This is a genomic window from Legionella spiritensis (genome assembly GCF_900186965.1).
Taxonomy (GTDB): Bacteria; Pseudomonadota; Gammaproteobacteria; order Legionellales; family Legionellaceae; genus Legionella_C; species Legionella_C spiritensis.
Genome location: NZ_LT906457.1, coordinates 181,111 through 202,935 on the forward strand (window position 1 = coordinate 181,111; position 21,825 = coordinate 202,935).

The following is a 21,825-nucleotide window of genomic DNA, read 5'->3' on the forward strand; positions in this document are numbered from 1 at the left end:
CGTACTTCCTTCGTCACTAACGGAATTACCACAAAAAATGGAAACCTGGACCAGGAGAAGAAATTTTTAAACTTTAAAGCAATATTATGGTCATAAAATACCAATGTTTGACTTTATGATGATTTTTTATATAAATTGTCGAGCAAATAATTATAACAAGGTTTTATGGCAGTCTATCTGAAAAGGTTACAAGGCATTGTGGCTGGAATGCCTCCATTACCGGATATTGGTGATTCCTCAAAAACAACGTGGCAGTATAGTCAATTTTTAAACCAGAAGAATACGGATTTTTTTCGTCCCCTTGCTAAAAATCATTTGTCTCTGACTATTGAATACCAGACTCTGTGTGCGCAATTGAACAGTGAATTGATGGTTAAAGGAGTTCGCTTGGGCGAATTAACCGAGCAAATTGCCTGTGCTTTGATGATGGCCGAATTGCTGGAGTATTTGTATCGGTATTATCTGGCCGTACCCAGAGAGCAAAGACGGTATTCTCAGGATCAGATCATCTGGCGCAATTTGTTGCGGCAAAACGGTTTCCGGTTTGGCCGCAAAACGAATATTTCCATGCAGCCGGATACGTTGTCGCAGCGAATTCGTAACACAACGGCAAAAGCGAACTGGCCAAGACTTTTCATAGTTCGATCCAAGCGGCTGATGGAAGCGTTGACGCCAATATTAAAAAGCGTTGAAGGGTATGCTGTCTTCATTCGACAGATGAGTGACATTATTACCCCTGCCCTGTCCTACGTAGCCTGGCTTTTTTATCTTCCTCGCCTTGTGGACAATACCGGTTTGCTGATCAAACACCTGGCGCCCCTCTGCTGGATGCATAAAAAAGAACAGGAGCTGGGTTGCCCGACCCGTCTTTATCTTTATATACAAAGGCACTGGTTTGATGTTGGTAATGATTCGGCGTGGGTTGCCGGAGGTTTACTGACCTGTTTTGTTCTGACGGGAACATTGGCGCCGGCAGGCATGTATCTCAATATTGGCCTGTTTGCCTTTGATATTGCCCTGGCAGGCCTGCGAGCTTACATCGAGCTTCGGCGGTTGTATCAACTGCGGCGGGAATACGCTGATCTGGAAGAAGAGTCGGGCGCTACGGAAGACGGTTGCGATATACAAGGGTATCTTAATCATTTACAAGCACGTATTTACTACGAACAACGTCGTCTGACGCTTAGTGTGGTGGTAACCTCTGCCTTGTTTGTCGGTATGGTCCTGACCATACCTTCGCTGGCGTTTAATCCGATTGTGCCTTTAATAGCGGCATCCATCCTGGTTACGGTTACGCTGGCCGCCTATCTCGCTTTCAAGTATCTGGAGAAACAAAAACCGAATGACAGAATCGACACGCTGGCGAGTCTTTGCAAGCCATCGAAATCACTATCGGACGTCGGTTTTTTTACCAGAAAATCCTTGCCGGAAAGGGATAGTAAAAAGGCTGTAAAGAAAAGTGGAACCGTCAACATAAGTCCGTCGTCTTCGTTTGAGAGTGTGTCTGCGAGGTTTTGATTTGCTGGCTGATATTTGATGCTAGGTGTCATAGAGCAAAGCGCTTTTCAGTGTTATGATGACCCATTTGCCGCACAGAGAGAATTATGTCAGTCAGTTACCTACCTCACTTTTCATCCGTTGATGCAAAAACTTATGTTGAACGCCTGGATGCCATGTTGCAACGGCATTTACAGCAAATTGCCGATTGCCTTTCCGGCTCGCAGACATTTGGCTGGGACAATCTGATGCGTCCCCTGGAAGATATGGATGACGAGCTGGAGCAATTCTGGTCGCCGCTTGCCCATTTGCACGCCGTGGTCAATTCCCGGGAGCTTCGTGCCTGCTATCAAGCCTGTCTGCCCAAACTAGCTGCTTATGACGCAGCGATTGGACATAATCAACGTCTCTACGACGCTATTCATTCGCTTGATACGACGAAACTGGATAACGCGCAACAAAAAATTGTCCAGGATGCCTTGCGTGATTTTGAATTATCCGGTGTGGCTCTGCCTCCTGAAAAGAAGCATCGTTACGAGATGATTCAGACGCAGCTGGCTGATTTATCCAACCAGTTTGATAACAACGTACTGGATGCCGGCCAGGCATTTACCCTGCATATCACAAACGAGGATCAAATCAGGGGATTGCCTGAGCATGCGCGCCATGCGGCGGCGGAACTGGCCAAAGAAAAAAACAGGGAAGGATGGATTCTGAACCTGGAATTTCCCTGTTATCTCGCTGTGGTGACCTATGCCGAGGATCGCCGGTTGCGGGAACAATTTTATTCGGCCTATGTGACCAGGGCGTCGGATCAGGGCCCTAACGCCGGAGAGTTTGATAATTCCACGATCATTGATGACATTCTGGCGTTGCGGCATGAAAAAGCGCATTTGCTGGGGTATGCGAGTTATGCGGATTTATCACTGGTTGCAAAAATGGCCGAATCGGCTCCCCAGGTCATTGAATTTTTGGAGGATCTGGCCAGTCGATCGCATGATCAGGCCATACGCGAATTTCAGGCCCTGCAGGATTTCGCCTCTGATGAACTTGGACTGCAAGAGCTGGCACCCTGGGACATCGCCTACGCGTCTGAAAAAATGCGCAAGGCTCGATTTGATTTGTCGCAGGAAGAGTTAAGGCCGTATTTTCCGGAAGATACGGTCATGCAGGGTTTATTTACCATCGTGCATCGTTTGTACGGAGTACGGCTTGTCGAAGAAAAAGGGGTGGATGTCTGGCATACGGACGTCAAGTGTTACACAGTGCTTGATGAAATGGAACAACCCCGGGGTTATGTCTACGTCGATTTGTATGCCCGGCAGCAAAAACGAGGCGGTGCCTGGATGGATTCGCTGCGTGGACGCCGCCGTCTCGCCGATGGCCATACGCAATTACCGATTGCGACGCTGACCTGTAATTTTGCCAAGCCGAGCGGGAAAAAAATTGCTACGTTGTCACACGATGAAGTGTTGACGCTATTTCACGAATTTGGCCACTGCCTTCATCATTTGCTGACCCGTGTGGACTATCTGGGAGCATCGGGCATTAATGGCGTGGAATGGGACGCCGTGGAATTACCCAGCCAGTTTTTTGAGAACTGGTGCTGGGAAAAGAGCGCCTTGCAATTGTTAACCCGCCATGTCGATACCAATGAATCCTTGCCTGACGAGTTGTACAACAAATTACTGGCCGGGAAAAATTTTCAATCGGCCATGGCCATGATGCGCCAGCTTGAGTTTGCCTTGTTCGATTTTCGTATTCACAAGGAGTTTTCCGCGCAGCAACAGGATTTTGTAGCTTCCGTTCTGGCGGATGTGCGTCGTAAAACCTCCGTGATTCCCATGGTTCCCTACAACCGGTTTCAACACAGTTTTTCCCACATCTTTGCGGGTGGATACGCCGCCGGTTATTACAGCTACAAATGGGCGGAAGTGTTGTCCAGCGATGCTTTTTCCCGTTTTGAGGAAGAAGGGATATTCAATGAGAATACGGGGCGAAGCTTTCTCAGCAATATTCTTGAGGCAGGCGGTTCAAAAAACGCGCGCGAGGCGTTTCACGCATTCCGGGGCCGCGATGCCAGAATCGACGCATTGTTAGTACATAATGGTATAGAACCATGAGCGCATGATTATTTAATGGCGGCATGGATGTTACCCAAGAGGGTTTGTGTTATAATTATAGTGTACCGAAATGGGGGCGACCTGGCTTCGACGCGGGTTGCGAAACCTGAAGTGCATGCCGAGAATGAGATCTCTCGTAAATCAGACTCAATAAACATAAATGCAAACGATGAAAACTTTGCAGGTGAAGCTATCGCTGCGTAAGCTTTGATAGTGTAACCGCACCGTGCGCTGCCATAAAACCAGCGCCCCGTTGACCGAGCTTGCTTGCCGGTATCGACTCAACGGTCATAGAAGACAAGCTAGTGTTTCGGTCCATCCCGTACCGGAATGCGAAATTCAGGGAATCGCTGCCGACCATCCTGCCTGTCGGAGGGGAAGCAGTTAAATCAATAGACATGGCTAAGCATGTAGAGCTGAAGGCAGAGGATTTGCGGACGCGGGTTCAATTCCCGCCGCCTCCACCAATTACCTAAACCACTCCTGACCACCAAAGACCATCACAAACCCATTAAAATCAATGGGTTCCGCGGTCCTTCCAATGCTTTTATGTTGTATTTCATGGTCTGCTATTGGCTACAAAAAGCCCCAAAAAAGCCCCAAAATTTTAAAGTTTTGCCCCAGTGGCGCCCCAGAAATTTGTTTTTATAAAAATACATAAATCAAATGAATTAATTCGCTTAATTAAATAATGATACAATGATGACGTTAAAAACTAGCAGATTAAACTTTCTTGGATTACAAACATAACAGATGATTCCATGTTAGAAAAACTAGAAAAACATCAAATCAAAATTTATTTACTATGTTTTGGGGTTGGCCTTGCTTTAGGCTTGATATCGACCAATCAAACCTCCCCATTGGAAAAGCTTCTGGAACCTGCAATTGCAGTATTGCTATACACCATGTTTTGCCAAATTCCATTTAAACAGTTGCTTGACGGGTTTCAACAAAAACGCTTTTTACTTGCGCTCATGACCGTCAATTTTATCTTAATACCTCTCTTCATTGCAGGAGCATCCCGTTTTTTACCCGACTCAGAATCTATTCGCTTTGGTATTTATTTGGTCTTGTTAACCCCTTGCGTTGATTATGTCATTTTTTTCACAAAGGCAGGCAGAGGTGATGAGAAACTGATGCTGGCCAGCACGCCATTGCTGTTGCTGGCGCAAATCTTGTTGCTTCCTTTTTATTTATGGTGGTTTATGGGAAAAGATATGGTTGATTTAATCGATATTAAACCATTTATCGCCTCTTTTTTATGGTTAATTCTTATCCCTCTGGCTTTAGCAATTTTATCCGAATGGTGTGCAAAAAAATCGAAAATAGGCAAAAGCTATCTTAATTTTACAGCACGGCTGCCTGTTCCAATGATGGGTGCCGTTTTATTTTTAGTTGCTCAATCAGAGATTAATAGAGCCTATAGCCATGGTTGGACAATCATCGGATTAATCCCGCTGTATTTTTTCTATATGATTGTCGCGGGAATGCTGGGATGGATGGCTGGACGAGTCTTTAAACTCCGCGTTAAACAAGCTCGAACAGTATGCTTTAGTGCGGCGACAAGAAATTCCTTGGTTGTCTTGCCGCTTGCTTTAAGTCTTGCTGATGAAACCAAAGCATCGATTGCCGCAGCTGTCATTGTTACTCAAACGATGACAGAGCTTTTAGGAGAGCTTGTTTATATAAAGGCTATTCCTATTTTGATTTCTGGCTCGGCGAACCCTCATCACGACTAAAGCTATCTACATAGCTTATTATATTGCCAATGACATCACAACCTTAATCTGTTAGATTTAAAGTAATATCAAATAAAATCAAAAAACTAAGAGTAAAAAAACAAATGGTGGCAAAGTATATACGCTTGATTATTTTTATCTGGATTGCCTTAATTGCAAGTCGGGTATTGGCACAAGGACTGTTTTCTTTTCAGGAGGCATTAAAGCTGACTTATCAAAACAATCCAGAATTACAAGCTCAGATTCAACAGGCAGAAAAAGCACGAGGACAATTTATCCAGGATGGCTTATGGCTAAATCCATCCTTAATGTTGGAGACTGAAAATATTGGGGGATCTGGTTCTTTTAAAGGGTTTGAATCAGCTGAGACCACACTATCTTTAAATCAACCAATACCTTTGGGGGGTAAAAGAGATTGGCTGCAAAAGGCAAGCGGTGCTCGCTATGAGTTCATGCGCACTGCCATCTTACGCAAAAAAGCCGAATTATATATGGCTGTAGGCGAGGCTTATGTCAATGCTTATTATGCAAGCCAATGGCATGAGGTTACCAAAAAGCTGGTACGTTTAAACGAAGATATCGTCAATGATATTAAACGCCGAAAAAAAGCAGGTGTGAGTGCAGAGCTTGATTTACGTTTAGCTTTAGTCCAGTTGGGCGAGGCACGTATTCAACGAAGCCGAGCTCATCGTGATATCAAAAAACAATATGCCTTATTGGCCAGAATGACAGGTCAGGACACTTTGAGCATTAAAGCTCTGCAGGATAAAGGATTGCCACACAATGGTATCACACAACAGTCTATTAATAATACGCTTAATAAAAGCGTTTTTCTCAGAGAAAAAACAGCCGAACTTTCAGCCCAGCGCGTTGCCATCACTTCGGTTAAAAAGGACGTTTGGCCAACAATACAGCTCCAGCTGGGCGGACGACATTTTTCTGATGATAATGAGAATGCATTGGTAGCCTCTGTTAACTCGGTCATGCCGGTATATGACCGCAATCAGGGTAAGATATTATCAGCAGAAGCTGCCTATACCGAGACGATGCAAAATTTAAGGGCGACAAAGTTGTGGCTGAAACAACAATTAACCGCTGCCTGGCTTGATTTACAGCAGAATAATGAAGAATCAAACCAGGTGAAAAACGAGCTATTGCCGAATGCTCAAAAAGCATCATCGCTTGCCATACAGGGATATCAAAAAGGCTTATACTCTTATGTTGAGCTTTTTAATGCCATGCGTCTTTTGTTTAATGAAGAACGTCATTATCAACAGGCGCATGCCAAGCGTGATATTGCCATGATTAAAATTACAGGGCTTCTAAGCCAGGGAGTGTCTTAATGTTAATGCGAACCATGATTAGTGTTTTGTTGCTTGCTTTCATTTCAACGGGGTATTGTTCTGAACAAGAACACGAAGAGCATAAAAGCCATCAAGATGAAGAAATAGTGAGCTTATCAAAAGAAGTCATAAAACAGTATCGTATCGAGATAGTCAAAGCAGGGCCACAGACGCTTGAGGTAACACGGGATATACTGGGGAAAATTGTCCCCAATGCCAATAAAACCATTTATATCTATCCTCGCTACGGTGGTATTATCAAGAAGATGACCAAGTTTTTGGGCGACAAAGCGCGCGAAGGCGAATTATTGGCAACTATTGAAAGCAATCAAACGTTACAAACCTACGAAGTGAGAGCCCCTTTTTCAGGTTATATTGTCAGAAAAAATACGAACCCAGGTGAGTTTGTAAAAACTGGAAGCCCAATTTATCAACTGGCCGATTTATCAACCGTTTGGGTGCAGTTATTTGTCTATCGGGAGAATGCTGAATTGATTAAAAAGGGTCAGGCCGTTGTGATTTACGATAAAAGCAAACCTACTAAATCGGCAACCAGTCAAATTGATTATGTATCGCCTTTAGGCGTTGAGCATAGTCAAACCATGATGGCAAGAGTCGTGCTAGACAACAATGCAGAGACGTTAACCTGGTTACCGGGGTTATACGTTAATGCAAGGGTAGTGATTGAGAAAAAACAAGTGGCAGTAGCCGTTAAAAATGCTGCCATTCAGACTTTTGAAGGTAAAAACGTGGTGTTTATCAAGACCAAAGAAGGATTTGAACCCAGGGTTTGTCAATTTGGTTTAGAAGGGCACAACTATACTGAAGTCAAAAAAGGCCTTAAAGCAGGTGATGAGTATGTTTCGGAAAACAGCTTTATCTTAAAAGCCGAACTTGAAAAAGACAGCGCTTCACACAGCCATTAGAGGAAGAGTATGTTAAAAGGAATTTTACAGTTTTCTATTAAACAGCGGTGGTTAATTTTAGTTGCCGTTTTCATCGTCATGTGCTTAGGTATTTATAATTATACCAAACTTCCGATTGATGCAGTTCCTGATATCACCAACGTCCAGGTACAGATTAATACGGAAGCGCCAGGTTATACACCCTTAGAAGTGGAGCAGCGCATCACTTATCCCATTGAAATTATTATGAGTGGTTTGCCAAAGCTTGATTATACACGCTCGATATCCCGCTATGGTTTGTCTCAAGTCACCGTTATTTTTAAAGAAGGAACCGATATTTATTTTGCCAGACAACTTATCTCCCAGCGTTTACAAGCGGTAAAAAATCAGCTCCCTGAAGGCATGAATCCCATGATGGGGCCTATTTCGACCGGTCTTGGTGAAATATACATGTATAAGCTCACCACAAATAAGCCTGATAAGTATACCCCAACGAAGCTTCGCACCATTCAGGACTGGGTTATCCGCCCGCAATTACGTAATGTGCCAGGCGTTGCTGAAGTGAATGCCATTGGCGGCTATACCAAGCAGTATCAAGTATCGCCGGATTTAACAAAACTAATTCGTTATGGGTTGACATTGCAAGATATTGAGGCGGCACTTAAAAAAAACAACGACAATGTCGGTGCTGGGTACATCGAGAAAAAAGGTCAGCAATTTTTAATGCGTGCACCAGGGCAATTAAAGACGAATGAAGATATTGAGAGAGTCGTTGTTAAAACCTTTGATGGTGTGCCTGTTCATATCTCAGATATTGCTGATGTTAGGATTGGTCATGAATTACGCCAAGGTGCGGGGCTTGCTGATGGTAGAGAAACAGTTATAGGTACGGTTTCCATGATTATCGGTGAGAACAGCCGCATTGTTGCACAAGACATTCACAAAGCCATACAAAAAGTCAATCAAACCTTGCCTAAAGGCGTTCAAATTGTCCCTGTTTATAACCGAACGAATTTGGTGAATGCCACAATTAAAACGGTCAGTAAAAATCTTGCAGAAGGCGCGCTATTAGTCATCGTAGTTCTCTTTTTGTTTTTAGGTAATTTTAGAGCTGCATTGATTACTGCTTTAGTCATTCCCATCACCATGCTGATAACCATTACTGGTATGGTGCAATATGAAATTAGTGCCAATTTGATGAGTCTTGGTGCACTTGATTTTGGTTTGATTGTTGATGGTGCGGTTATTATTGTAGAAAATTGCATTAAAAAGCTCGCCTGGCAACAGCATCATCTAAAAAGGACTCTTTCAGTCAAAGAGCGACTGGACACCGTACTAGATAGTGCCAATGAAGTGATTCGCCCAAGTCTTTTTGGGGTATTGATTATCACCATTGTTTATTTTCCAATCTTAACGTTAACGGGCGTTGAAGGAAAAATGTTTAAGCCTATGGCGCAAACGGTTATCATTGCCTTGCTTGGCTCTATTGTTCTTTCCATGACCTTTGTTCCAGCGTCAATATCGATTGCTCTATCCGGAAACATCAGTGAAAAGAGCAACCGCATTGTTTTGTTTTTCAGAAACCTATATAAACCATCTTTATTATTTTGTTTTAAATACCGCGCGTGGGTTATTTTCACATCTACTGCTCTTATCATAGCAAGTCTTTTTTTAGCTATGCGTATGGGCGGGGAGTTTATTCCCAGTCTTGATGAGGGTGATATCGCTTTACAAGCTTTACGAACTCCCTCAACCAGTTTGTCGCAGTCCATTGATATGCAAGAACATGTTGAAAAGATTGTTGAGCGTTTTCCTGAAGTCAAACTGGTTTATTCTAAAATTGGAACCGCTGAGGTAGCAACCGACCCCATGCCTCCTAACGTTGCAGATACTTTTGTTATTTTAAAACCAAGGGAAAAATGGCCTAATCCCAATAAGTCCAAAACCGCACTGATTAAAGAGATTCAAGAAAGGCTTGAAAAAGAACCAGGTAATAAATATGAATTCACCCAACCCATACAGATGCGTTTTAATGAGCTCATTTCAGGTATTCGTGCCGATGTAGCGATTAAAATTTATGGGGACGATCTTGAAAAGCTGCAATCTCTTGCCAAAGATGTCTTTAAGGTTGTTAATCCGGTGGAAGGGGCTGCTGATGCCCGAATCGAACAGGCAAGTGGTCTGCCTACCATTACTATTCGTATTGACCGTAAAAAATTAGCACTTTATGGCTTGAATATGCAGGATGTTCAGGATGCGGTAGAAACGGCTTTAAGTGGACGGGTAACCGGACTCGTTTATCTTGGCGATCAGCGTTTTGGTCTGGTGATTCGATTAAAGGATAAAGAACGTAAAGACAAAAATGTTTTGTCTAATATTTTTATTAAACTCCCTCCCAAAGCTGATGGTATTAATCATTTTATTCCTCTAAGCGAGGTTGCCTCTCTCGATGAAAAATTAGGACCCAACCAAATCAGTCGAGAAAACGGTAAGCGACGTATTTTTGTTTCCACTAACGTTAGAGACAGGGACTTGCGCTCTTTTGTTGATGAAATCCAGGCCAAGATAAAAAATAATGTTACTCTACCCCCAGGATACTGGATTGAATATGGTGGTGAATTTGAGCAAATGACCTCAGCGGTTAACCGGTTAATGGTGGTGGTGCCAATGACGTTATTGTTAATATTTGTATTATTGTTTATGGCTTTGCAGAGCAAACACGACACGATTGTGGTGTTTAGCGGCATTCCACTGGCTTTGACTGGTGGTGTTTTTGCCTTATGGATAAGGGGAATACCTCTGTCCATCTCCGCAGGTGTTGGTTTTATTGCCCTATCTGGGATTGCGGTATTAAATGGCCTTGTGATGATTACCTTTATTACCAATTTAAGAAAACATGGCCATCATCTGGTGTATTCAATCATTAGAGGAGCATTGGCTAGATTAAGACCCGTGTTAATGACAGCCCTTGTCGCATCGCTTGGGTTTGTGCCCATGGCTTTATCAACCAGCACAGGCGCTGAGGTGCAAAGGCCACTGGCAACTGTCGTTATTGGCGGTATCCTTTCATCAACATTTTTAACTTTGCTGGTGTTGCCGGGACTATATTATTGGGCGCATAAGTCAATTGAAAAGAAGAAACAAGGTAAGTTTGACAAATAATTAAAAAGAGGGATTTTAGAAAATGCAGACATGGCTGATAATTATGCTGCTTATCTTAGGGTTAGTGGCAATGAGTATTAGTGTATTCATTATTTTTAAAAAAACAATGAATACAAAATCCGTGCTATTTACGGGTATTGTGTTGTTGATACTTATCATTGCGGCTGCCTTTTTCCATGGGTTCTCAACAAAATTTTAAACTGGAAGGAAATATATATGAATCATAATGTGTTAAAAAAAAGCATTATCTGTTTGGGGTTAGTTTTATTGGGATGTAGCCTTATATCCTGTACAAAAGCGAATTCTACAGAAAATCACTCAAAAAGTGGTTATGAAGATGGCGTTGGTGACTTTGGTGGCGATGGAAGGCATAAACATAAAAATAAATAATAAAATGTGGTTGGCAGGGTGAAAAATAGAAGCTTTAATCGTTCTAACAACAATTATCATTGACTAAGAGTTTATTTTCTTACTTTAGATAGAATAATTGGTATCCCAGATATGCTATTAAATAATAAGGTATGTTTTATGTATATGCGCATGCTACCATTGATTTTCATTGGAATATTTTTAGGTGTTGGCAGTTATTTAGGGCTATTTAATGGTTTTAAAGAACAGGTATACAATTATATCCTTGTCTATAAAAAACCATCTGATTGGAATGATCGAGGTGTAGATTATATCACAGGCCATGGTGTTTCTCAAAATTACCAGCAGGCTGCAAAATGGTTTCGCAAATCTGCAAAACAAGGTGAAGCTTTTGCGCAGCGCAACCTTGGTATTTTGTATGCAACTGGAATAGGGGGCTCACAGGACTACAACGAAGCTTTTAAATGGTTTCGAAAAGCTGCTGAAAAAAATGACCCTGTTGCTGAATTTAACCTAGGAGTCATGTATGAACTAGGCCTTGGTGTTTCATACAATACGAGCGAGGCTTTCAAATGGATTAATAAATCAGCGAAACAAGGATTTCGAGATGCAGAGCGAGATCTTGGGCTCATGTATTTAATGGGTAAAGCCGTACCACAAAACCATAATGAGGCGGTTATATGGATTCGCAAGGCGGCTGAAAAAGGTGATCGAATAGCTCAGGTTACTCTTGGCACAATGTATGCTGCAGGTTATGGCAATGTTATTGTACAAAATTATATTGAAGCGATGAAGTGGTTTTCCCATGCTGCAAAACAGGGAGACGCTATGGCTCAATATAATATCGGGGTGTTATTTTATAAAGGCAAAGGAGTAACTAAAAATGTCAAAGAAGGGGTAAAATGGTTTCATTTGGCCGCTAAGCAAGGCTTGCCACAAGCCCAATTTGCATTAGCTATGTGTTCTGAGTGTGATGAAGTTATCTCTCAAAACAATATGGAAGAGCGTAAGGCCTTGGAAGAAATGGCTAACTATGGTTATCCAAAAACTATAGAAATCTTGCAGAATTTTAATTTACATTAAGAGGAAAAATTATTTTTTCGTCAATTGAGTCAGTCAGTTGCCATTATTTTTGCACAAAATATAATCGAGAAAGTCATGAATAACAAATCCAACACAAAGGTTATAACCGCCTCAAAAGAGAAAAGATTGTTTATTGCAACATTTGTAAATATTTTGCTGACTGTCGCTCAAATTATTGGTGGCCTTATATCCGGTAGCTTATCACTAATTTCTGATGCGCTTCATAATTTCAGTGATGCTGCCTCACTGCTTCTAGCTCTGCTTGCTGTAAAAATCGGTCAAAAAAAGCCTGATTTATCAAAAACGTTTGGGTATCAACGAGCAGAGACAGTTGCTGCTTTAATTAATTTTACAACTTTAATTATTATTGGCTTGTTTTTAATGTATGAAGCGGTTATCAGATTGATTTATCCTAAGCCAATTTCAGGTTGGATGGTTGTCATTATTGCAATCATTGCATTGATAGTAGATATAATAACCGCGATGCTCACTTATAAGGAATCTAAAAAAAGCATGAACATAAAGGCTGCTTTTTTGCATAATCTAACCGATGCATTAGCTTCCGTTGGGGTGGTTGTGGCGGGTACTTTAATACTGCTATACAATTGGTTATGGGTGGATGCTGTAGTCACTTTTCTCATCTCAGCTTATGTTTTATGGCAAGGACTTCGTGAAATTCCTAAAGCCATTCATTTGCTCATGGAAGGTGCGCCATACGATGTTGACATCGCTGAAATAATAGACGGCGTTGAGCGCTTAGGTGGTGTGAAAGAATTGCACCACGTTCATGTTTGGCAAATCAATGAACAATTAAACGCGCTTGAAGCGCATGTGGTTGTTGAAAATCACCTTGATAACGCTTCGTTAAAAAAGGAGATAAAGCAGTTATTAATACAAAGATATCATATCGGACATTCTACTTTGGAATTTGAATGAAGGATTGTTGCTGCTTTCATATGTGGTGCTATTGCCGATACTCAGATGTATTTCTTGAAACTTCATGTGTCTATAAGTAGATTTAAGGCTTTAAAGATTCTTTGAAAATTTCCAAAGCTTCTTTTATAACATAAAGGCCAATAGCAAAGCCCACAATCAAATCCGGATAGCGTGATTTTGTTAACAAAACCAAAATTCCAGAAAAAATAACGCCTATGTTGGCAACTACATCCGCTCTCGTAAATATCCAGGTAGCACGAAGATGCACTTCTCCATTACGAAATTTTTTAAGAAGTTTCAATACAATGGTGTTTACAATCAGTGACATACAGGCCACCACTACCATAAGGCTACTTTCAGGAGAGCTTCCATACCATGCGCGTCGTCCTACTTCAAATAAAACGCCTAGCCCTAAGAAGCATAACAATCCTCCGCTAGTGACTGCTATGGTTTTCTTTAATTTAGCTGTTCGGCCTACCGCTATTAGTCCAAGAGAGTATGCAAAAGAGTCGGCAAGCATGTCAAGTGAGTCAGCAATAAGCGCCGTAGATTGGGCAATAATCCCAGCAGTGAGTCCTACCACAAACATCAGTGCATTTAATACAAGAGCAATAGTTAGTGTCTTTCGTTCGGCTTTTGTCGTAGCAGTCTGTTGGCATCCACAATCAGTCATTTACGAATATTAGCTCATTGGTCTTGATGTGTCTGTGGTGCTGTCATATCTGAATGTTTTTGGTGGTCCACCATCTTATGGTCCATCATAGTCATATGAGCAGCGGGGGTTTTGAAATAACCTTTTACCCAGTAATTGATACCGAAATAACTTGTGCACAACAAGGCGAAAATTGCAAGTAAGGTTATAAGATACCCAAAGAATCTTGCAAGACCCACGCCACTTCCGTTATTACGACAAGCCCACACTAAAAATCCCACCCCAAAAGCAAGTGCAATGAGCTCAGCTGCAAAAGCTAAATCAAGTAAAAACATCATAGTGCTGTCCTCCTAACTGTTGTTGAATTCCATTTTCTAAGTAAAGTCATAAGCAATTGAATTGCATATGAAATTAATAGTAACATAGGTTATAAATTGCGCGACATATATTCTTAAATAAATTATTATCAGCTTTTTCAACACCAGAGGAAAGAATATAGTTTGCAAAAGTTAGTTATAATGACTTTAATAGACACCGCACACTTATTTGATACATGCAATATGTGAAATCAAAGGAAGTGCTTTCCCTTAAGCAGGGTATTTCGGGGCATAGGTCGTTCCATTACCCCACACCTTTTAGCTGATTTAAGGATCAATTTATCCAAAACTCAGGTTTGTACGCAAATTATAATCTATTGAAAAATACAGGGAAAAATGTAATATATGTTGAGCTTGAGATCCAATGATCAAAAAGGATATCTAATATATCACACTGAAATAAACACTGAATCCAATCTCTAATTCAGATTTAGAAACAAATACATGTGAAAAAGGAGTTTGAGCGGCAGATGGAAGAAATAAACCAATCTAATCACAGAGTCGAGCAACTCTCTCCCTGGTGGCGTCGCTCGGTATTGATAATTATGCTGTTAGGGTTTTCAGTTCTAATATCATTAACTTATAAAGTTCAACAGGATGCGCCGCCTATACCGCAAAAAGTTATTAATCCTCAAGGGGAACTTATTTTTGGTAAAACAGATATCTTATCAGGTCAGTCTATCTTTCTTAAATATGGTTTAATGAATAATGGAAGCATATGGGGACATGGTGCTTATCTTGGTCCAGATTTTTCAGCACAATATTTACATAATTTAACTTCAGGGGTTGCTGATTATATTGCAAAAGAGCAATATAACGTCCCATTTAAGGAGCTTCAAACAGAACAAAAGGAGGTTGTTAATGCTTTAACTCGAGAGTTATTGAAAAAAAATCGATTTGAACCGAGCAATAAAGTTCTACATTTTACAGAGGCTGAAACGAAGTCATATAACCAACAAATTAAATGGTGGTCAAATTATTTTACATCACCTTCTGGCAATGGTGGTTTACCTCATAATTTTATCAACTCAAACCAAGAGTTAAGGGATTTAGTCGCTTTTTTCTCATGGACTGCTTGGGCATCTGTTGCTAAGCGGCCTGGCGAGGTAACCACATACACGAATAACTTCCCTTATGACCCCCAAGCTGGCAACTATCCATCAAGTGCAGCTTTATTTTGGAGTGCAATGAGTCTAATTGCCTTGCTCGGAGGTACAGCACTTGTATTATTGGCATTTGGTAAATTTGATTATCTGGGTTGGAAACGTAATCCTGATAAAGCTGCTCCTATCTTCAAAGTTGGAAATCCAAGCCGCAGCCAACAGGCAACCCTCAAATTTTTTGTAGTGGTGGTATTTTTGTTTTTGTTGCAGGCATTGGTGGGTGGGCTAACAGCACACTATCGAGCGGAGCCAGAGAGCTTTTTTGGATTGGATTTATCTAATATTTTTCCGAGCAATGTGGTACGTACTTGGCATTTGCAACTGGCAATTTTCTGGATAGCAACCTCATATGTTGCAGGTGGATTGCTCTTAGCTCGCGAGATAGGTGGTCAAGAAAAAAAATATCAGGCAGCTTATATTCACATACTGTTTTTCGCTTTGGTTATCGTTGTAATCGGTAGTCTATTAGGGGAATGGGCCGGTACATTTCAATGGTTGTCAAAATATTGGTTTTGGTTTGGTCAGCAAGGATGGGAATATCTTGAGTTAGGTAGAGCCTGGCAAATAGGGCTAGCTGTAGCACTAGTATTTTGGTTTGTATTATTATTGCGGAATATTGCCCCAGTTATCAAAGATCCTGAATTAGGAGAAATATCGCGTTTATTTCTTTTAGCTGCACTAGCCATTCCATTTTTTTATCTGCCGGCAATGTTTTTTGATAATAATACACATTTTTCAATTGTTGACACTTGGAGGTTTTGGATTATTCATCTGTGGGTAGAAGGTTTTTTCGAATTTTTTGTAACGGTATTAGTCGCTACAATTTTGTTAGGCTTGAACGTCGTCACTCGTACCACGGCAGTACGGGTCATCTACTTGGATGCAATTCTGTATTTCGGTGGTGGACTTATTGGAACAGGACATCATTGGTATTTCAATGGCCATAGTGAAATGAACATGGCATTTGCTGCCATTTTTTCTGCAATGGAAGTAATTCCTCTCACTTTATTAACGCTTGATGCATGGGATTTTGTGAAAGTTACTGAAGCAGAGCGTTTACCCTCGGGAGAACCAATACGCATTCCACATCAATGGACGTTTTACTTTATCATGGCTGTAGGTGCTTGGAATTTTGTTGGGGCAGGGGTATTTGGATTTCTCATAAATTTGCCGATTGTCAGTTATTTCGAAATAGGAACCATGCTCACTCCCAATCATGGTCATGCAGCCATGATGGGTGTTTTTGGCATGTTGGCAGTTGCACTATTAGTATTTTCAATGCGGCATGTTTCTACTGATACGCAATGGGAATCTTTGGAAAAATACATCAAAATTTCGTTTTGGGGACTAAATATCGGTTTATTGATGATGGTTGTTTTCAGTTTATTCCCTGGTGGTGTATTACAACTCTATGATGTATTAAATAATGGTTATTGGCATGCGCGCAGTTTGGAGTACGGCGGACAGGAAACTGCGAGGCTGCTGGAATGGTTGCGTACTCCTGGCGATTTAGTATTTATAATTGTAGGAATTTTACCGCTATTGTATGCGGTGACTAAATCTTACTTAAATCTTAAACGAAAGCCATAATTTAGATTTTAATCTCACTCTATGTGCTACCCCCTATTTCCGGAAAATATCCTTGATATTTTTAAACAATTTAAAACAGGCTAAAGCTAGCCACTCAAAAAGGATAATGATATCAACAATGTGCTTACTTTAAAGGATTTGCTATTGAATAATCGGTGTTTCTTGCATAGAATTAAAACATTCTACTGGGATACTATCAAAGTAAGTAAATTTGTATATTTTACCACAGGCATTGATAATGATTTCATACTTGATGATTAATGTAACATCAGTGCAAACTCATTATTTATTTGGGATAGCAATTGATTAAAATTAGATTATCATTAATTGAGGATATTCCTCTGCACCGGATTGTTTGATTTTCTTTTTTTATTGAGAGTATATGGACGACTAAATGCTTACCCATAGCGTTCTCAATAAAAAAGCGGCCATTTTTGTCGGTTTTCACACTAACTCGCCCTATAGAGTTTCCATGCTTATGTAATTGGATTAATAATTCTATATTTTTGAGAAGAGGTGCTTTTAATTTGGATTCTTTAGCGTATTTGACCTGATAGGACAGGGGCTCTGCATTAGCGACAGTTCCCCCAAAGGCTAATATGAAAACTCCAAATAGAATTAAAAGACACTGTTTGTTACTCGTCTTTGCTCTTGTCAACTTGTTCATCTTTGACCTTATCTTCTTCTTTCATATGTTTTTTCATTTGCTGTTTTTTATCATCACTCATACCTATTGAGCCACCACACCTACCATCATTCATTTTCATATGAGATGCACCACAAGAAGATTCTGGGTTTTTGTTGCCGTGCATAGAAGATGATACTAGCTGACTTGATTGGTTAGCATAGCCATTTTCTAATTTTGTAATTTTAAAGGGGTTAGATTCAGCTGAAACAGGCGTATTAGCTAGAAAGGCCACAACGCTTGCGCTAAGCAACGCTATATTCTTAGTTTTCATTTTTGGCTCATTGGTTAGTTAATTGTCAAAATTGGGCTATATTAGTACTTTTAGTTTAGTCTAGTTATACTTTAAATCAATAGGGTGAAAAAGGATTTGCCATGCCAAAGATTATTAAGCTTTCCTTACAGAATGTAAGTTGTGCAAGTTGCGTTTCAAGTATAGAAAATTCTTTGGGAAGCTTGCCTAAAGTCGAAGCAGTTTCAGTTAACTTTTCCCAAAAAACAGTGGAAGTAACAGGTGATGCATCAATAGAGGTTATTCAGTCAGAGTTAGAAAAGCTTGGTTATGGTGCTAAAATTTTTGATGAAGAGAGCTTGTTTAATGGCAGTGAGCAAGAACAAGAGCGGGCTTATTATAAGACATTACTGAAAAAATTTTACACCGCTGGAATCGCGGGTATGATTCTGCTTGTGGGAAGCTTGTTAGATTATTTTCCAGGGCTTGCAACTGCTCTAGGCCAGGTTGTATGGAGTGGTATAGGTTTAGTGTCACTACTTATTATGATTTATTCCGGTGGTCATCTATACCATAATGCCTATCGCGCCTTTTGGTCTAATCATGCCACTATGGATACATTAATTGGTTTAGGCACTGGTGCTGCGTGGTTTTTTTCTATGTTTGTTACTCTGTTTCCTGATGTTGTTCCAGAGCTTGCACGCCATGTCTACTTTGAGGCTGCACTTATTATTATTGCCTTGGTTGATTTAGGTGCTGCACTTGAAATTAGGGCACGAGGCAAAACATCACTAGCTATAAAAAGACTCATTGGACTTCAAGCAAAAACAGCGCGAGTTGTTAAAGAGTCAGAAGAAGTTGATATTGCATTAGAAGATGTAGTAGTTGATGATGTGGTTCGTGTCAGACCTGGTGAAAAAATACCTGTGGATGGATTAATTATAGAGGGCAGTACGAGTATTGATGAATCGATGTTAACCGGTGAACCATTACCTAAATCTAAACAGGTTGGTGATGAGGTGATTGGTGGAACCATGAATGCTGCTGGTTCTTTTTTGTATAAAGCCACGCGAGTAGGTAAAGATACCGCCCTGGCTCAAATCATCAACCTTGTCCAACAAGCTCAAAACACCAAACCACCAATCGCGCGTTTAGCAGACATTGTTTCATCATTTTTTGTGCCTGCAGTCATGGTTATTTCAGTACTCACGGCACTAGTTTGGTTTAATTTTGGACCGTTACCTGTGACGGGATTTATGTTGGTGACAGCTATGACAGTCTTAATCATTGCATGTCCCTGTGCTTTAGGGTTGGCAGCACCCATTTCAGTTATAGTCGGTATGGGAAAGGCTGCAGAATATGGCGCGCTGATTCGAAACGGGGAGGCATTGCAACAATCGTCTAACTTATCGGCCATTATTCTTGATAAAACAGGCACAATTACCCATGGAAAGCCTGAGTTGGTAAAAGTCATCTCTTTAGGAAATCTTAGTGAGGAGCGTCTTTTGCAGTTGTCAGCAAGTATTGAGAAAGGCTCTGAACATCCATTGGGAGCTGCGATTGTTAATGCTGCACGAGCACGGAATATTGGGACATTGCCAGTTAGTGAATTCGAAGCGATTGCTGGACATGGGATTAGTGCTCAGATTGATAATCAAAAAGTTTGGTTTGGTAATGATAAACTCATGTTAAGAGAAAAGTTTGATTTATCAATTGCCGAATCAGAGGCGCGTGAGCTAGCAGGTCTTGGTCATACGCCGATGTATTTTGCGGTAGAAAATAAAATTGAAGGGATTATCAGCGTTGCTGATTTAATTAAAGAAGATTCAAAATCGGCAATAGAAAGACTTCAAGCGCAAGGAATTAAGGTTATTATGCTAACTGGTGATAATGCAATTACAGCAAATCATGTAGCAAGTCAGGTAGGTATTGATGAGGTTATGGCGGAGGTTTTACCACAAGATAAATCTGCTAAAGTAAAAAGCCTTCAAGAACAGGGGCTATTAGTTGGCATGGTAGGTGATGGGATTAATGATGCACCGGCTCTAGCTCAGGCTGATGTGGGATTTGCCATTGGCTCAGGTACGGATGTAGCCATTGAAAGTGCGGGTATTACTTTAATGCGCAGCTCCTTACATGGGGGTGTTGATGCGATTTTAATTTCAAGTGCTACTATGGGGAATATTAAGCAAAACCTAGTAGGAGCGTTTGTTTATAATACGCTAGGCATTCCAATTGCAGCCGGTATTCTCTATCCTTTCTTAGGTTTTTTCTTAAATCCAATGATTGCAGGGGCTGCAATGGCACTATCCTCGGTAACGGTCGTAAGTAATGCAAATCGACTGCGATTTTTCAAGCCTAAAGGAGGTGCATTATGATTACATTGACTGTTAACTTGATTGGTTTTTGTTTGGTTGGGTTAATCATTTGGTGGTTTATACTTAAAAAACCAAAATCAACACGGCTAGTTAACAATGCCATTCAAGTGGTAGTGGATGAAGGAGTATATGAGCCTTCTATATTAAAAGCGCGCGAAGGAAAAATGATTACACTTGAGTTTATTCGAAAAGATAAATCTCCTTGCGCCCAGGTGGTTGTGTTTAATACACTGGATATAAGTCAAGAACTAAAAGTTAATAAACTAACTAAAATAACAATAAATTCACTTAAGTCAGGCACTTACCCATTTAGTTGCCAAATGGGTATGTATCAGGGTAGTTTGATAGTTGAGTAAAAAATTAATATGAATAATATCTTTGTCATTTTTTCATCCGTAGCAGTTAGTCTATTGCTTTTTAGTAAATCTTTTCGAACCTCAAAAATTTGGCATGCTACGGTGACACCTTTAGCACCAATTATTGGAAGTGGTTTTTTGGTATCAGCTCCTTTGTTAATTTTAACCACAGGGAAGCTTGCCCCATTGGCTATGGGGGGGGATAGTTATAATCGCTTATGCTCTTGGGAGTAGCATTAGAACAAATATCCTTTTTGTTGAGCCCCTGTTAGAAGGGAATAAAAATACATCTTATTTCATTAGGGTGCTTGAAGATTTATCCCGACCTGTTTTGGGGCTTGCCTATGTTATTTCTATTGCCTTTTACTTAAAACTACTTTCTGCATTCGCTTTACGGGGTTTTGGAGTTTCGTCTGTAGTGTTAGAAAATAGTCTTACTACAGCGTTGTTGCTGTTTATTGGGATTACAGGAAAGTTAAAAGGCTTGTCTAAGCTTGAGCTTCTTGAGACGTATTCAGTCAATATAAAACTCTCTATTATAGTGGCTTTAATTTTTGGCCACATTTATTTTAACTTTTATTCATTGTTTAATGGGCAGTGGCAGTTGTTGGTTTTTCCGCATGAAGAAATGGCGACAACAATACAAAAATTACTGGGTATGCTTATTATAATTCAGGGATTTGAAACATCTCGCTATCTGGGGCGTGATTACAGTCGCGATGTACGTATCCAAACCATGAAAAACGCCCAAATTATTTCAGGGGTTATTTATGTGGTTTTTATTACATCCACACTGACTGCTTTTAACCATGTTCACGCTTTAGGGGAAACGACTGTTATTGATGTTTGTAGAACGATAGCTCCTATCTTGCCAGCATTAATAATTATAGCTGCTGTAATGAGTCAATTCAGTGCAGCTGTTGCTGATACAATTGGCAGTGGAGGATTGTTAGCAGAAGGCATGCGTGACAAAATTACTACAAAAACGAGTTATCTATTGATAACTTTAATAGGGGTAATTCTAACCTGGCTTACTAATATTTACACAATTATCACCTTTGCATCCAAAGCTTTTGCCATTTATTACGCCATGCAGTTAGTGCTTTCTACTCTTGTTTTGCTAAAACAAAAGAGCAATGGTGCTCGGTATATAAAAATCATATTATACCTCTTGCTCACTATTTTGATGGTGGCCGTTGTTTTATTTGGTATCCCAGTTAAAGAATAAAGCTGAT

General features: G+C 40.6%; 16 protein-coding genes and 1 other RNA gene. 14 read left to right on the forward strand and 3 right to left on the reverse strand.

What is annotated here, in order from left to right; all coding sequences use genetic code 11:
* The first annotated feature begins 165 nt into the window (after window positions 1-165).
* The 10 genes from CKW05_RS00850 (at window position 166) to CKW05_RS00890 (ending at window position 13,157) form a co-directional block, all read left to right on the forward strand.
* Window positions 166-1,518, forward strand: coding sequence for a hypothetical protein (locus CKW05_RS00850; protein WP_058483980.1), 1,353 nt, complete (start codon window positions 166-168; stop codon window positions 1,516-1,518).
* An 86-nt stretch (window positions 1,519-1,604) separates the two neighbouring features.
* Entirely contained in the window at window positions 1,605-3,620 is a 2,016-nt protein-coding gene (locus CKW05_RS00855; RefSeq protein WP_058483979.1) for a M3 family metallopeptidase, read from the forward strand.
* A 72-nt stretch (window positions 3,621-3,692) separates the two neighbouring features.
* Window positions 3,693-4,087, forward strand: a transfer-messenger RNA (tmRNA) gene (gene ssrA, locus CKW05_RS00860).
* A gap of 294 nt (window positions 4,088-4,381) precedes the next feature.
* Window positions 4,382-5,359, forward strand: coding sequence for an arsenic resistance protein (locus tag CKW05_RS00865; RefSeq protein WP_058483977.1), 978 nt, complete (start codon window positions 4,382-4,384; stop codon window positions 5,357-5,359).
* Between the two features lie 125 nt (window positions 5,360-5,484).
* Window positions 5,485-6,702: a TolC family protein gene (locus CKW05_RS00870; RefSeq protein ID WP_331712931.1), complete on the forward strand. Its 1,218-nt coding sequence runs from the start codon at window positions 5,485-5,487 to the stop codon at window positions 6,700-6,702.
* Window positions 6,702-7,628 carry an efflux RND transporter periplasmic adaptor subunit gene (locus CKW05_RS00875; protein WP_058483975.1) on the forward strand — a complete coding sequence of 309 codons (927 nt, stop codon included), beginning with the start codon at window positions 6,702-6,704 and terminating at the stop codon, window positions 7,626-7,628. Before CKW05_RS00870 ends, CKW05_RS00875 begins: the two co-directional genes overlap by 1 nt.
* 9 nt (window positions 7,629-7,637) lie before the next feature.
* Window positions 7,638-10,769, forward strand: a complete 3,132-nt coding sequence (locus CKW05_RS00880; RefSeq protein WP_058483974.1) for an efflux RND transporter permease subunit — start codon at window positions 7,638-7,640, stop codon at window positions 10,767-10,769.
* A 216-nt stretch (window positions 10,770-10,985) separates the two neighbouring features.
* On the forward strand, window positions 10,986-11,159 hold the full coding sequence (locus CKW05_RS15410; protein ID WP_165481198.1) for a hypothetical protein: 174 nt from the start codon (window positions 10,986-10,988) through the stop codon (window positions 11,157-11,159).
* A gap of 138 nt (window positions 11,160-11,297) precedes the next feature.
* Window positions 11,298-12,221 carry a tetratricopeptide repeat protein gene (locus CKW05_RS00885; protein ID WP_058483973.1) on the forward strand — a complete coding sequence of 308 codons (924 nt, stop codon included), beginning with the start codon at window positions 11,298-11,300 and terminating at the stop codon, window positions 12,219-12,221.
* A 75-nt stretch (window positions 12,222-12,296) separates the two neighbouring features.
* Window positions 12,297-13,157, forward strand: coding sequence for a cation diffusion facilitator family transporter (locus CKW05_RS00890; protein WP_058484041.1), 861 nt, complete (start codon window positions 12,297-12,299; stop codon window positions 13,155-13,157).
* Between the two features lie 82 nt (window positions 13,158-13,239).
* Here the strand turns inward: CKW05_RS00890 and CKW05_RS00895 are convergent, their stop codons facing one another.
* A complete protein-coding gene (locus CKW05_RS00895) occupies window positions 13,240-13,830 on the reverse strand; it encodes a cation transporter (RefSeq protein ID WP_058483972.1) in 591 nt (196 codons plus the stop codon).
* A 14-nt stretch (window positions 13,831-13,844) separates the two neighbouring features.
* Entirely contained in the window at window positions 13,845-14,147 is a 303-nt protein-coding gene (locus CKW05_RS00900; RefSeq protein WP_058483971.1) for a hypothetical protein, read from the reverse strand.
* Window positions 14,148-14,656: 509 nt separating this feature from the next.
* Between CKW05_RS00900 and CKW05_RS00905 the strand changes: the two genes are divergently transcribed.
* Window positions 14,657-16,939, forward strand: a complete 2,283-nt coding sequence (locus CKW05_RS00905) for a nitric-oxide reductase large subunit (RefSeq protein ID WP_058483970.1) — start codon at window positions 14,657-14,659, stop codon at window positions 16,937-16,939.
* 635 nt (window positions 16,940-17,574) lie between these two features.
* Here CKW05_RS00905 and CKW05_RS00915 read toward each other — a convergent pair.
* Window positions 17,575-17,898, reverse strand: a complete 324-nt coding sequence (locus CKW05_RS00915) for a hypothetical protein (RefSeq protein WP_058483968.1) — start codon at window positions 17,896-17,898, stop codon at window positions 17,575-17,577.
* A 101-nt stretch (window positions 17,899-17,999) separates the two neighbouring features.
* Here CKW05_RS00915 and CKW05_RS00920 point away from each other — a divergent pair, with 101 nt between their 5' ends.
* The 3 genes from CKW05_RS00920 (at window position 18,000) to CKW05_RS00930 (ending at window position 21,818) form a co-directional block, all read left to right on the forward strand.
* Complete coding sequence (locus CKW05_RS00920) at window positions 18,000-20,234, forward strand: heavy metal translocating P-type ATPase (RefSeq protein ID WP_058483967.1); 2,235 nt, start codon at window positions 18,000-18,002, stop codon at window positions 20,232-20,234.
* Window positions 20,231-20,590 carry a cupredoxin domain-containing protein gene (locus tag CKW05_RS00925; protein ID WP_058483966.1) on the forward strand — a complete coding sequence of 120 codons (360 nt, stop codon included), beginning with the start codon at window positions 20,231-20,233 and terminating at the stop codon, window positions 20,588-20,590. Before CKW05_RS00920 ends, CKW05_RS00925 begins: the two co-directional genes overlap by 4 nt.
* A gap of 178 nt (window positions 20,591-20,768) precedes the next feature.
* Window positions 20,769-21,818 carry a hypothetical protein gene (locus CKW05_RS00930; protein ID WP_058483965.1) on the forward strand — a complete coding sequence of 350 codons (1,050 nt, stop codon included), beginning with the start codon at window positions 20,769-20,771 and terminating at the stop codon, window positions 21,816-21,818.
* The last annotated feature ends 7 nt before the right edge of the window (window positions 21,819-21,825 follow it).